17 protein-coding genes are annotated in these 12,299 nt (G+C 37.4%); 4 read left to right on the top strand and 13 right to left on the bottom strand.

The window, feature by feature from the left end:
* Positions 1–19 precede the first annotated feature (19 nt).
* Both FAY30_RS27845 and FAY30_RS14145 read right to left on the bottom strand, forming a co-directional pair.
* The gene (locus FAY30_RS27845; protein ID WP_263315192.1) at positions 20–154 is read right to left on the bottom strand and encodes a hypothetical protein; all 135 of its coding nucleotides are present in this window, start codon (positions 152–154) and stop codon (positions 20–22) included.
* Positions 155–249: 95 nt separating this feature from the next.
* Positions 250–723, bottom strand: a complete 474-nt coding sequence (locus FAY30_RS14145; protein WP_149870484.1) for a hypothetical protein — start codon at positions 721–723, stop codon at positions 250–252.
* Positions 724–936: 213 nt separating this feature from the next.
* On the opposite strand from FAY30_RS14145, the gene guaC reads away from it, so the two are divergent.
* Positions 937–1,920 carry a GMP reductase gene (guaC, locus tag FAY30_RS14150; protein WP_149870485.1) on the top strand — a complete coding sequence of 328 codons (984 nt, stop codon included), beginning with the start codon at positions 937–939 and terminating at the stop codon, positions 1,918–1,920.
* Positions 1,921–2,022: 102 nt separating this feature from the next.
* Here guaC and FAY30_RS14155 read toward each other — a convergent pair whose 3' ends face one another.
* The gene (locus FAY30_RS14155) at positions 2,023–2,337 is read right to left on the bottom strand and encodes a thioredoxin family protein (RefSeq protein WP_149870486.1); all 315 of its coding nucleotides are present in this window, start codon (positions 2,335–2,337) and stop codon (positions 2,023–2,025) included.
* A gap of 243 nt (positions 2,338–2,580) precedes the next feature.
* Here FAY30_RS14155 and FAY30_RS14160 point away from each other — a divergent pair, with 243 nt between their 5' ends.
* Positions 2,581–2,847 carry a hypothetical protein gene (locus tag FAY30_RS14160; RefSeq protein WP_223820782.1) on the top strand — a complete coding sequence of 89 codons (267 nt, stop codon included), beginning with the start codon at positions 2,581–2,583 and terminating at the stop codon, positions 2,845–2,847.
* A 61-nt stretch (positions 2,848–2,908) separates the two neighbouring features.
* On the opposite strand, the gene qoxD is transcribed toward FAY30_RS14160, so the two are convergent.
* From qoxD to qoxA, 4 genes are all read right to left on the bottom strand, one after another.
* Positions 2,909–3,190, bottom strand: coding sequence for a cytochrome aa3 quinol oxidase subunit IV (qoxD, locus tag FAY30_RS14165; RefSeq protein WP_149870487.1), 282 nt, complete (start codon positions 3,188–3,190; stop codon positions 2,909–2,911).
* A gap of 1 nt (position 3,191) precedes the next feature.
* Complete coding sequence (gene qoxC / locus FAY30_RS14170) at positions 3,192–3,788, bottom strand: cytochrome aa3 quinol oxidase subunit III (RefSeq protein WP_149870488.1); 597 nt, start codon at positions 3,786–3,788, stop codon at positions 3,192–3,194.
* The gene (gene qoxB, locus FAY30_RS14175; RefSeq protein ID WP_149870489.1) at positions 3,788–5,734 is read right to left on the bottom strand and encodes a cytochrome aa3 quinol oxidase subunit I; all 1,947 of its coding nucleotides are present in this window, start codon (positions 5,732–5,734) and stop codon (positions 3,788–3,790) included. Before qoxB ends, qoxC begins: the two co-directional genes overlap by 1 nt.
* A gap of 72 nt (positions 5,735–5,806) precedes the next feature.
* Positions 5,807–6,706, bottom strand: a complete 900-nt coding sequence (qoxA, locus tag FAY30_RS14180; protein ID WP_149870490.1) for a cytochrome aa3 quinol oxidase subunit II — start codon at positions 6,704–6,706, stop codon at positions 5,807–5,809.
* 349 nt (positions 6,707–7,055) lie between these two features.
* Here qoxA and FAY30_RS14185 point away from each other — a divergent pair, with 349 nt between their 5' ends.
* Together FAY30_RS14185 and FAY30_RS14190 are read left to right on the top strand one after the other, a co-directional pair.
* A complete protein-coding gene (locus FAY30_RS14185) occupies positions 7,056–7,502 on the top strand; it encodes a S1 domain-containing RNA-binding protein (RefSeq protein ID WP_149870491.1) in 447 nt (148 codons plus the stop codon).
* Between the two features lie 96 nt (positions 7,503–7,598).
* Positions 7,599–8,426 carry an HAD family hydrolase gene (locus tag FAY30_RS14190; protein WP_149870492.1) on the top strand — a complete coding sequence of 276 codons (828 nt, stop codon included), beginning with the start codon at positions 7,599–7,601 and terminating at the stop codon, positions 8,424–8,426.
* Positions 8,427–8,489: 63 nt separating this feature from the next.
* On the opposite strand, the gene FAY30_RS27200 is transcribed toward FAY30_RS14190, so the two are convergent.
* The 6 genes from FAY30_RS27200 to FAY30_RS14215 all read right to left on the bottom strand — a co-directional run bounded on the left by FAY30_RS27200 (position 8,490) and on the right by FAY30_RS14215 (position 12,216).
* On the bottom strand, positions 8,490–8,657 hold the full coding sequence (locus tag FAY30_RS27200; protein WP_190284650.1) for a hypothetical protein: 168 nt from the start codon (positions 8,655–8,657) through the stop codon (positions 8,490–8,492).
* A 224-nt stretch (positions 8,658–8,881) separates the two neighbouring features.
* The gene (locus FAY30_RS14195) at positions 8,882–9,112 is read right to left on the bottom strand and encodes an LrgB family protein (RefSeq protein WP_223821007.1); all 231 of its coding nucleotides are present in this window, start codon (positions 9,110–9,112) and stop codon (positions 8,882–8,884) included.
* Between the two features lie 2 nt (positions 9,113–9,114).
* Entirely contained in the window at positions 9,115–9,330 is a 216-nt protein-coding gene (locus FAY30_RS14200) for a CidA/LrgA family protein (protein WP_263315193.1), read from the bottom strand.
* A 10-nt stretch (positions 9,331–9,340) separates the two neighbouring features.
* On the bottom strand, positions 9,341–9,754 hold the full coding sequence (locus tag FAY30_RS14205; RefSeq protein WP_149870495.1) for a LysR family transcriptional regulator: 414 nt from the start codon (positions 9,752–9,754) through the stop codon (positions 9,341–9,343).
* Positions 9,755–9,845: 91 nt separating this feature from the next.
* Complete coding sequence (gene brnQ / locus FAY30_RS14210) at positions 9,846–11,225, bottom strand: branched-chain amino acid transport system II carrier protein (RefSeq protein WP_149870496.1); 1,380 nt, start codon at positions 11,223–11,225, stop codon at positions 9,846–9,848.
* Between the two features lie 307 nt (positions 11,226–11,532).
* Positions 11,533–12,216 (bottom strand): BsuPI-related putative proteinase inhibitor, encoded by a 684-nt coding sequence (locus tag FAY30_RS14215; protein ID WP_149870497.1) that lies wholly within the window; start codon positions 12,214–12,216, stop codon positions 11,533–11,535.
* Positions 12,217–12,299 lie beyond the last annotated feature (83 nt).

Below are 12,299 nucleotides of genomic sequence, written 5' to 3' on the forward strand. Positions count from 1 at the left end.
AAGTTGTTGCGTTTTTTCCTCATTTTCCCTCACCTTGATTTTTCATTCTTCTTTCTGCTTCACTCATTTTTATGTTACTTCTGGGTTTACTTTTTTTAAGTGCTTTTATTAATTCTACTGATGCATCATTATCCGTGTTATACCTTTGATCCATAACCACTTCTCCCTCTAAATCAATTTCTGCAGTTGACCTCCAATTTAGTATTGATAAAATCAACCCTTTTTATGTTATCTATTGAAATGGAATGGTTATTTGTTTAACCGGGAACTATTCTGTTTATTTGCCTGGAATAAATTTTTTGAGACAGTATTTAGTAAATGAAGAAACCTATTGAATCCAAATCCAACAAAAAACGCAATGCTGATTGGTGCATAAGGAGTGTCTTCGTAATCAGAGAATTCAATTAAAAATAGTCCGCTTTGGATTAATGTGACGGCGACTACAGAAGTTCCTGTTGCAAAAATCGGATAAAAAATATACATAATCCACTTTCGATAATCCTGTAATTCACCTTCCATGTAATGAGAACAAAACATATAAAGGTGCCGCAATGAACCGCCGATTGCTCCAGCAAAGAAATAATAAAGGAAGTTTTTAATTTGAGAAATAAATGGCAGTGATTTTTCAAGAGCTCCCGTCCATAACAATCCTACCGCTAAAAAGCCTCCAAAAAACATTAGGGAAAGATAGATCAAAATAATCGCTTTTAACCAACGCCTCAAGCAATCACCCCGTTTCTGTTACTCTATCCTATGAAGTGATGTAACGCTGCATGCTGATTCATAAATTCAATGGGTTTTTTAATAAAAAACAGTAAATATTGCTAAATAACTATATAAACCTTTGACATACTAATAAAAATGATGTAAATTAGCAAATGTACGAACAATAATTATTCTATTTAACTTTAATATTCGTGTTTAGGGGTGCAACTCATGGAAAATGTATTTGATTACGAAGATATTCAATTGGTTCCGGCAAAATGTATCGTAAATAGCCGTTCTGAGTGTGATACATCTGTCACATTAGGCGGGCGTACTTTCAAGTTGCCTGTGGTACCTGCCAATATGCAAACAATTATCGATGAAAAGCTGTCAATAACCTTAGCTGAAAATGGGTACTTTTATGTCATGCATCGTTTTGAACCAGAGAAGCGGACTGATTTTATTAAAGATATGAAAACACGAGGTTTGTACGCCTCAATTAGTGTAGGTGTCAAAGAAGAAGAATATCAATTTATCCAACAACTTGCAGAGGAACAGCTTATCCCGGAATACATTACAATCGATATCGCTCATGGTCATTCCAATGCCGTTATCGAGATGATTAAGCATATTAAGAAACATTTACCGGAAAGCTTTGTGATTGCAGGTAATGTAGGAACTCCAGAAGCAGTAAGAGAGTTAGAACACGCGGGTGCAGATGCTACCAAAGTAGGAATTGGACCAGGAAAGGTTTGTATTACAAAGATTAAGACTGGATTTGGAACTGGTGGATGGCAATTGGCGGCATTGCGTTGGTGTGCGAAGGCAGCTAGTAAGCCGGTTATTGCCGATGGTGGTATTCGTACACATGGTGATATCGCCAAATCCGTCAGATTCGGGGCAAGAATGGTCATGATCGGTTCCCTATTTGCCGGCCATGAAGAATCTCCGGGCGAAACCGTTGAAAGAGATGGCAAGCTTTATAAAGAATATTTTGGTTCCGCATCGGAATTCCAAAAAGGCGAAAAGAAAAACGTTGAAGGTAAGAAAATGTATGTCGAGTATCGGGGATCTTTAAAAGATACATTAATCGAAATGGAACAAGATCTTCAATCATCGATTTCCTATTCAGGAGGAAACAAGTTAGAAGCCATCCGTAATGTAGATTATGTTGTTGTAAAGAATTCAATCTTCAATGGTGATAAGATCTATTAATCCAACCATTGAATGTAGAACAAACAAAGCAATCGGAAATCCGATTGCTTTGTTCATGACCATAAACACTTTTTTGCTTTGGGTTCCCCTGAATAGTACTAATTAAAGACTATTCAAGAATTCCCTGACTTGGTCCTGTGTTTTAGCGTTGGCACTATGTAAATGAGCTAATTTTTCACCATTTTTGAATACTAATAATGAAGGAATCCCCATTACATTTTGCTCCTCAGAGATTTCTGGAAATTCATCGCGGTCAATTTTGATCCATTGTTTGTCATGATTCTCTTCGATCACTTCATCAATGAACATCGCCAACCGTTTGCAATCCGGACACCATGTTGTGGTAAAAATACCCACAGTTAGTTCATCTTTTTTGATTTGCTCACGGTATTCTTGCTCAGTTTTTACTTCTTTCATGTTCTGTCTCCCCTAATTCATTGTTAGTATGATACTAGTATTAGATTAAAATTATTTTTGTTAGAAATCAAGGAAATAAGCTCTTACTTTTCTTTTAGTCAGAACGATTAATAATAATATCCACTTCGTAAACCTTTTCAACCGCTTTTTAAAAATAACTTTGACAAATTTGTGAACAAAGTTTTGACAATTTTGTGAACAACATGAATAATAGTAGTATAAGGGGATTTGGAGGAGATCGTTATGTTGAATTCACGTATGAAAATTTTAAACGCAACAAAATGGGCTGGCGGTATTACATTAATGACAGGTATAATGATCTTTTTATACGGTGTTGTAAGCGGATTCATTCCAGTTATCGGTATTGGTGTCGGGACCATTGTTGGAGCGGTTATGTTCTTTCTTATGGGTATGTTTTTTATTGCGACTGAGGAGATGGTTGAAAATACGGATAAGGGAATTGAAATTACGCCGATTAGAAATAAGAATGGAATGTATTTAGTTAAATGATAATTTTAATACTTATATAAAATGAAGAAAGAGAGCATCAGCGCTCTCTTTCTTCGTTTTTTTACATATCCCAAAGGAAAAGGAGTAATGTACCAAACACGGTAATTAAGGCAATGGCAATCATAAAACCTACTTTACCGTAAATCACCCATTTATCTTCCGTTTCACCTGCATGCATAAACACAACAAGCTGAAGAAGTGCTTGCACAAAAGCAGTAACAATCAGAACAATCATTCCTTGTGCAAATGACAAGTGAAGGAAATATACTGCAAGGGCAGCTGCTGTTAAAACTAAGGAAAAAACAAAACCCATTATTTGTTTACGCGGAAATAATTCGCTCATCTTACATCATTCCTTTCAAATAGATGAAGCTGAAAATAAAGATCCAGACGACATCTAAGAAGTGCCAATATAATGAGAAGATAAAGGATTTATTCGCTGTTTCCGGAGTTAAGCCTCGTTTCTTCAACTGAATTAGGATGGCTGTTCCCCAGAATAATCCAAAGGTAACGTGCAGCCCATGTGTTCCTAATGTTGTTAGGAGCATGGCTGTAAAGGCACTAACTTGTAACCCAGCTCCGATATGGGCATAATGCATAAACTCGTAAATTTCAACACTTAAGAAACCTAAACCTAATAACAATGTAACTGCAAAAAAGGTCATCATTGCTTTTTTGTTCCCGATGCGCATGGCATGAACACCAAGTCCAATCGTGAAACTGCTTGTTAATAATACAAGAGTTTCAATTAAGACAGGCGTAATTTCAAAAATTTCAGCGCCGCTTGGCCCGCTTCCGGTTCTATGCTCTAACGTAAAGTAAGATGTAAACAGTGTTGCAAAAAGCATAATTTCGGCTGCAATAAAAACCCAAAAACCAAAAATTTTCATATTATTTTCTTTTGTACTATATTCTAATGGCAGCGAGTGATCGATTTTCATTAGTTAACACCTCGCAATTTTGTTTCAGTTTCTTCTATTTCTTTAACAGATATATATCGCCCATGATCTTTTTCAAATGAACGGTGTGCCATACATGCAAAGATGGCAATCAGTGAAATAATCGCTGGAATCCATAGTGAGAAGATCATCGAGAATCCAAATACAAAGAATATCGCACTCATTATAAATGGAACTCCACTGTTATTCGGCATATGGATTTTTTCCAATTTACCAGGGAACAACTCGTGGTCTTTTTTCTTTGCATCCCAAAACGCTTGACTTGAAGCAACTTGTGGTTCAATGGCAAAGTTATATTCCGGTACCGGAGTATGTGTTGCCCATTCAAGTGACCGGGCATCCCAAGGATCCGCGCCAATATTTCTTGGCGAATAACGAACACTGTAATAAACGTTGTAGACGATTAGAGCAAAGCTGATTGCCATAACCCCAGCGCCAACGAACGATAGCATATTTAATGGCCCATAGCCAGTTGCCTCAGAATAGGTGTACATACGTCGCGCCTGTCCATCTAAGCCTGTAATGTACATTGGGAAGAAAGCTAAGCAAAAGCCAATGGAAAGAAGCCAGAATGCCCATTTTCCAATTCTTTCATTTAACATAAAGCCAAACATTTTTGGCCAATAATACGTTAGACCGGCAAGCATTGCAAATACAACACCAGGAATAATCGTATTATGGAAGTGAGCGACTAAGAACATTGTATTATGATACTGGTAGTCAGCTGCTGACATTGCTAACATTACCCCTGTTACCCCGCCAATGACAAATAACGGAATAAATCCGAGCGAATATAGCATTGGAACGGTAAAGCGAATTTTCCCTTTCCATAATGTGAATAACCAGTTAAAAATCTTAACTCCTGTAGGTACAGCAATCATCATAGTTGTTATGGAAAAGAAGCTGTTTGCTACCGCCCCTTGACCCATAGTAAAGAAATGGTGTGCCCAAACCATACAGGAAAGAGCTGAAATAATAACCATGGAAGCGACCATGGATTTATAGCCATAAAGGTTTCTTCCTGCGAATGTTGAAATAATTTCACTGTATATGCCAAACGCAGGTAAAATGAGAATATAAACTTCAGGATGTCCCCATACCCAGAACAAGTTGGCCCAGAGCATATCCATACCACCATTTGTGGTTGCGAAGAAATGGGTTCCAAATAATCTGTCCATGCTTCCCATTGCAAGTGCCACTGTAATGACAGGGAAAACCGTAACGATAATTAGGTTCGTCACTAAAACAGACCAGGTAAACATCGGCATCTTCATTAAGGTCATGCCTGGTGCTCTCATTTTCATAATCGTTGTAATCATATTAATACCGGTCATTAGCGATCCAATTCCGGATATTTGAATAGCGATCATATAATAGTTCGTTCCAACTGATTTACTGAATTCATTCCCTGCAAGCGGGAAATAAGAAGTCCAGCCTGCATCAGGTGATCCTCCGACAACAAAAGAGATATTAAATAGCATTGCGCCAAAGAAGAATAACCAAAAGCTTAATGCATTTAATCTAGGAAATGCCACATCCCGTGCTCCAATTTGTAATGGAACAACATAGTTCATAAAGGCAAAGATGAATGGCATTGCCATAAACATGACCATAACAACACCATGTGTTGAGAAAACTTCATTATAATGCTGTGCATCAAGCAGCTTACTATCTGGGACAGCAAGCTGGGCCCGCATCATAATTGCGTCCACTCCGCCTCTGAATAACATAATCAAAGCAGAGATTAAATACATAATCCCAATTCGTTTATGGTCAACCGTTGTTAACCATTCCTGCCATAAATAACCCCATTTTTTAAAATAGGTTAAGCCAGCAATAATGGCAATCACTGTAAGACCAATTGCAACCATTGATGCATAGATCGCAATACTTGGATGTGGTATGGCAAATCGTTCAAAGAACTCCATCCTTTTATAAACTCCTTCCAAGAAATTCATTTTTTTAACTATTCATTTACCGTTCAATATTTACTCATAATTTTAGTGATCAGACATATCCATTTCCATTGGTGAATGTCCAGCATGATCTTCCTCTTGTTTGTCCGAACCCATGTGATGTTCATTAGGAGGAGGATTAAAGCCTAAATGCGTACCAGTAAATGTCATTTGTCCGAGATGCCCCGGTTTTAATAACTCGTTAAACTTGTTCTCCGTTAGAGGGTTTGCGGTCTTCTTCACGTCTTTTACCCATTTATCAAAATCCTCTTCGGACATTGCCGTAACATTGAACATATTTTCAGCGAATCCTTTACCGCTGAAGTTTGCGTTTCGGCCCATCATTTCACCGGGTTCATCTGCAGCTAAGTGCAATGTCGTGATCATATCAGACATTGCATATTTTTGTCCGCCAAGCTGCGGAATCCAGAAACTTGTAATCGGTCCATATGAATATAGCTTAAATTCAATCGGACGGTCTGTTGGAATATATAAATAGTTAACCGTTTCAATATTTTCCTCCGGGTAACTAAAATGCCATTTCCAGTCAGATGATGAAGCATATATAACTAAAGGTTCCTTATCCTGATATCCAAGTGGTTTAGCTTCAACAATATAGTTACTTTGTACAGATACAATCGAAAAGTACGTAACAATAACGATTGGAATTCCGACACAGATCAATTCGACCCATTTATTCCCCTCGATGTGAGGCGGTTCATAGTCCGGGCTTGCCTTAGAAGCGCGATACTTAATTAACACATAAATCAAAATAGCGAAAACAACAACCACAATAAATGACATGATTCCAATCGATAACAAGATATCATGGGCTTGCCTTTCCGCTTGAGGCCCTTTAGGGTCAAGAACCATTAATGGCTCACATCCTGTAAGCACTGTGGCAATGGTTAAAACAAGCATTAATAAAGCCGATTTTAATTTCATACTAGTACCCCTTTCTCTTATTTAAGACATTTCCATGTTTAAATTTTTTGTGTGTGTGATTTAAATCACATCTTAAAGCTATCTTAATAGCAATTAGTTTGAAAGGACACCCATTTTGAAGATATGTCACTAAATGTTCAAAAACAATTCAACAATTCGAAACGGGGATGCAATTCATTGGAATTTTGTTTGAAAATCGATTATTATATAGCTTTTGTGAATTATTTCACGTAAATATCAGCAAACAAAAGTGGGCTATTTAGCTATAAAAATAAAGAGGATATTCTTTTTCATAAATATTTGTTATAATAAGGTGTCTTTAACATTATTGAGGGGGAACTATATTTCAATGTCAGTCGAAGTAGGCAGTAAAGTACAAGGTAAAGTAACAGGTATCACTAATTTTGGAGCATTCGTAGAATTACCAGGCGGCTCAACAGGTCTCGTGCATATTAGTGAGGTTGCGGACAGCTATGTAAAGGATGTGAATGATCATCTCAAAATAGGTGACGTAGTCGAAGTAAAAGTAATTAGTGAGAAGGACGGAAAAACTGCCTTATCCATTAAAAAAGCAATTGATAAACCTGAGGGACAAACCTCTTCCTATTCACGTCCACCACGTCAAGGAAGAACAGACAACCGTTCGAAAGACTTTCGTTCAAAAGGCAATTTCAAACCGAAGGAAAGTTTTGAAGATAAAATGTCTAAATTTTTGAAGTCAAGTGAAGAGAATTTATCTAGCCTTAAACGTAACACGGAATCAAAACGGGGCGGCCGAGGCGGAAGACGCGCATAACTGCTGCGTTTTTCATAGATCACATAGATAAAGGCAAGCCAGTACAAACCGGCTTGCCTTTTCCGTTAAGATCAAATGAGAAAGGACTTATGAACGATGAAATGTTTATCAATCGATTTAGACGGAACATTATTAAACTCTGACCATGAAATCTCGGAAGAAAATCTAAAAGCTTTAAACGATCTGCAGGAACAAGGACATTGTCTTATTTTGAACACTGGCCGCGCCTATGCAGATGTGATTAATTTAAAAGCCATCCAAAATATGGAGATTCCAATTTTTTGTGTTAATGGTTCTGTTCTATACTCCCATACAAGAGAGCTGATGTTTGAAGCGACATTATCGCCTGAAACATATCTTGAATTATTCTCCATTTTAAGGGAATTTGGTGTAGGAATCCTCGTCTACACCAATCATGGCGGCTTTCCGTCAACATTGCCGCCATTACATGGTAAAACAAGGCAGGAGCTTGATACACTTTTTAATGAATTTAATTATGCTGAAATTCTTGAAATAGACAATCTAAAAATCTATAAACTTATTGCACTAGTCCATCATGATCAACTCGAAAAAATCACAGCGGTAAAAGCACAAATAGCCGGCAAATTTTCAATTTCAGTAGCGTCCTCCTTCCCTAATAATGTCGAAATCACCTCTAACGAAGCCCATAAAGGAAAGGCTTTATTACGCTATCAAGCAATGACGGGCCATATATTTGATGAAATTATTGCTTTTGGAGATGGCGGGAATGACCTTGCCCAATTTGAAGTGGCGACGACTTCCGTTGCGATGGGAAATGCCCCAACTCATGTTCAGCAAAAAGCAGATATCATCACGAAGAGTAATGATGAAGATGGCTTTGCCTATGCTGTTCGACAGCTTCTCCCATTACTAAAAAACGAAGAAAAAGTCCCAGCAAATTAATAAGAACGAGCCATTTTTTATGGCTCGTTCCCTTTTTTTGAAAACCATCTTTCCTCTTATCTTTTAATATTTTGTTAACAGCTTCATAATCTCTTTTTTTCGATCCTTATCTTTTATTCTCGTTAAATCCAGGGCAAATTCAAAGCCTTTATGTTTCGACCTTAGTACTTCTTTTATCGCCTTTTTGATACTTGCCTCATCGTCCGTAACGGCGATTACCCTTCGCAGCATCATTTCCCCTCCTCAATTGAGTTGGTTAACTTGGAAAAATGGACATTCCTTTTCATTATATTTGGCAATTTTTAAAAAATGGAAAATAATCAGTCAATTAATTATACCTAAATACCTATCATGTGACTATTATAATGGAATCCTTTCTATTTTTTTAAAAGAAAAAGGCTCCAATAAGCACTATAATTACCATTTCTACAATAGGTGATGTATGTTCAAATTCATTAGAGAGGGAATATTGGTACGGCAAAAGCAACTGTAGCTGGGCCGAGTAAATGTGTCAGCCATTTGACATCTTTAATATATTGGTTTGCAGAAACATTTGTTACTGAAATTAGTACAATTAATAGGATAGGTGCTAAGAGTAAGGGATGAAAAAGTGGAATACTCCATTTTCCATTCACCATTTTGGAAAAACGGTAAATCAGATACGTTGCAAAAGTAAACAGGATCATCGTCAATGCTGCTCACTCCTTTTCCTGCCCGTCATTTTTTCCGCAACTAAGGCTGTCAATCCCATAACTATGATTGTACTTATTGCAATTAATCCAACAATCTCCGCTCCCTGCAGGCTCAAAATATCATGATAGTTCACAATCCCGACCGCGGAAGGTATAAAGAAAAGCAGCAATTCTGCCAATAGCCAATTTGCACCCTTCTCTACCCATTCCAACTTGATGACTTTAAAGAAAAGAGCTATTAAAAGAAGAACCGCCGTACTCTGTAATATTCAATTCAATATTAGGATAGGCACGATGAAACTTAGCCATAACCCTCGGAAAAAATAAACTGCCGATAAAAGGTGGAAGCCCGATATTAATTTGACCCCTTGCTAAGTTCGTCAAATCATTTAAAGACGTTCTCATTTCTTCAATCAGGACGTTCATTTTCTGCGCATATTCCATTACAACCTTCCATGCATCGGTCAAATCACTTGTCTTATTGGAGCGAATGATCAGGGTCATGCCAAGCTCTTCTTCCAATGCCATGATGGACTTACTTAATGCTGGCTGTGAAATATGCATATTTTCAGCCGCTTTTGTTATACTTTTATGTTTGGCCACCTCAATGAAAAATTGTAGTTGTCTTAATTCCAAATTCAAGCACCTCAAGCCTCTAGTTTACATAACATTTTTACGGTAAATAAGTTAAATTTAAGAAAAAAACACCTCCACAACTGTGGAGATGTTAAACCGCACCCTCCGTTTTACTCTTTAGTCGAAAAGCCCAGTAGTTCTGTACACGGACGATTAATGTCGAAATCAATATGGCAATCAAAACTGGAATCAGCCACCCCAGCCCATCATTGTATAAAGGCAAAATCCTTTCATAAAAGGAAATTATCGCTTTTAACCAGCCAAAATAACCGATTTCAAGCTGCTGGCAAAATGTTTTTATGCCATCAATCACACTAATCATAAATGTAACCGTAGTAGCTGAAAGATATACGAGACGTGAATGATGAAATAATTTTGATAAAAATGTCAAAAGCATTAATGCTACTGCTAATGGATATAAAAACATTAAAACAGGTATTGAGAATTGAATGATGTTCGATAATCCAAAGTTCGCGACAGTGAATGACACGAGTGAAAAGAATACCACCCACATTTTGTAACTGAATTTAGGAAATAACATATGAAAGTATTCCCCGCAAGCCGTGATCAATCCAATACTTGTCGTCAAACAGGCTAGGATGATAACAATTGCTAACATGACTGTTCCTAAAGTACCAAAATAATAAGATGCTGCCTTCCCAAGAACTGGCCCACCAGTCTCAAACAGCCCAAAGGATTCTGTACTTGTCGCTCCTAGATAAGCAATACCAGCGTAAATGATTCCAAGGAATACGATCGCGACAATTCCGGACTTAGCAGATGCTGAAAGAATTCCACGAGTAGTCGTGATTCCCATCGAACGAATGGCATTGATCACAATAATTCCAAAAACGAGTGAGGCAAGGGCATCCATTGTGTTATACCCTTCCATGATCCCCTTCATGAAAGCCCCATTAGCATAAGCTTCCTGTGGTGCACTTATCGGACCGATTGGTTTCACCACTGCCATAACCAATAAAACAAAAATAAGAACGATTATGCCTGGAGAAAGGATTTTTCCAACGTTGTCCACGATTTTAGCAGGGTTTAATGAAAACCATAGTGTGACAATAAAGAAAACAGCTGTAAAAATAATTAATCCGACTTGGCCCAATCCTTCACCGACTAAGGGAGCAATCCCGATATCGTAGGCTACTGCTCCCGTCCTTGGCGCAGCAAAGAATGGCCCAATTGTTAAATAGAGTAATGCTGTAAAGATGATTCCGTAAAGTGGATGAATCCTGCTAGCAAGTTCTTGCAAATTCTTACTGCCGGAAACCCCCATCGCTAAAATGCCAAGGAATGGAAGCCCGATTCCTGTGATCAAAAATCCTCCGACAGCCATCCAAATATTCGTTCCTGCTTGCTGCCCAAGTCCAGCCGGAAAAATTAAATTCCCTGCACCGAAAAATAAGGCAAACAACATAACTCCTATAATGAAATACCTTGAAAACGGCAATTTATTTTGCATATAAACTGTCCCACCCTGATGTAATTTAACTGATAATTGAAATCTATCATCCTTAATCAAACTTTTCCGTGACTAATATTACTATTCTCAAGAGAGAAAATCAACTCATTTTAGGGATTATTTAGACGATTTAGAAATGACAAACGTTTACAGTTTTTTTGATAAAATCAAGGTTTAGCCTAAAAAAATCCACCTTTCCCTAAAATTATGTTAGAAAAATAAAAAACAGTTCCCAAACTGATTTTGGGAACTGCAAAAAGGTGATTCTTAAGGCATATTTTTAATTTAGAATATTGGCACGTTTACATCACTCTTCTACAAACATTTGAATGACTTTTTGTCCTGCTTCATTTTCTATATAGTGGAACGAAACGGTCCCGCCTTCTTGAAGGGAAGATAATTGGTTTCGGGCTTCATCTGACAGCTGATAGGCTACTTTTTTCCCTTCCATGTCAATTTCGATTGTGTGTGGATCCATTTGACCAACGTACGTGCCTGAGCCTTTTGCAAATGAATTTTTTATTATTAAGTTTGTAACTGATTTTGCTTCTTCCTCTTTTGCAGTTAAGAAAACTTCAATTTTGTACTGGCCATTCGGCAGGTCCGTAATCGCAAAATCGTTCGTCATTTCTTGATTATTTTCTAAAGTAATTTCTCTTATTGCTTGTGTGGATGCAACTTCATCGGAAAATTGCTTTACTTTCTTTCCTGCTTGATCGTAAACAATGTAATCAGCTTCCAATCCAGTTGGAAACGTAAGTTTTTTTGTTTGTCCCGAAATATTTTTCACTTTGTAATGGACAAGCGTCTCATTTTTCTCAGCACTAATATCGATAGTAGGCAAGAAATTCGCAGCAATCTCATTTCCTTCAGTAGTTTCTGTTTTTATCCCTTCCACTCCCCCATTTGATTTTGTCTCTATTCCGCAACTAGCTAAAAGTCCAATGACAACTGTTGAACTAATAACAATTAGTATTTTTTTAGTTACCATTTATCCCAAACCCCTTTTACTATTTTGGTGTTTCAGCTAAATAGTCGCAGAAAGGAGGAATAAAGTTACAGCTTCTATGTCAT

This window comes from Bacillus sp. S3 (genome assembly GCF_005154805.1).
Lineage (GTDB): Bacteria > Bacillota > Bacilli > Bacillales > Cytobacillaceae > Neobacillus.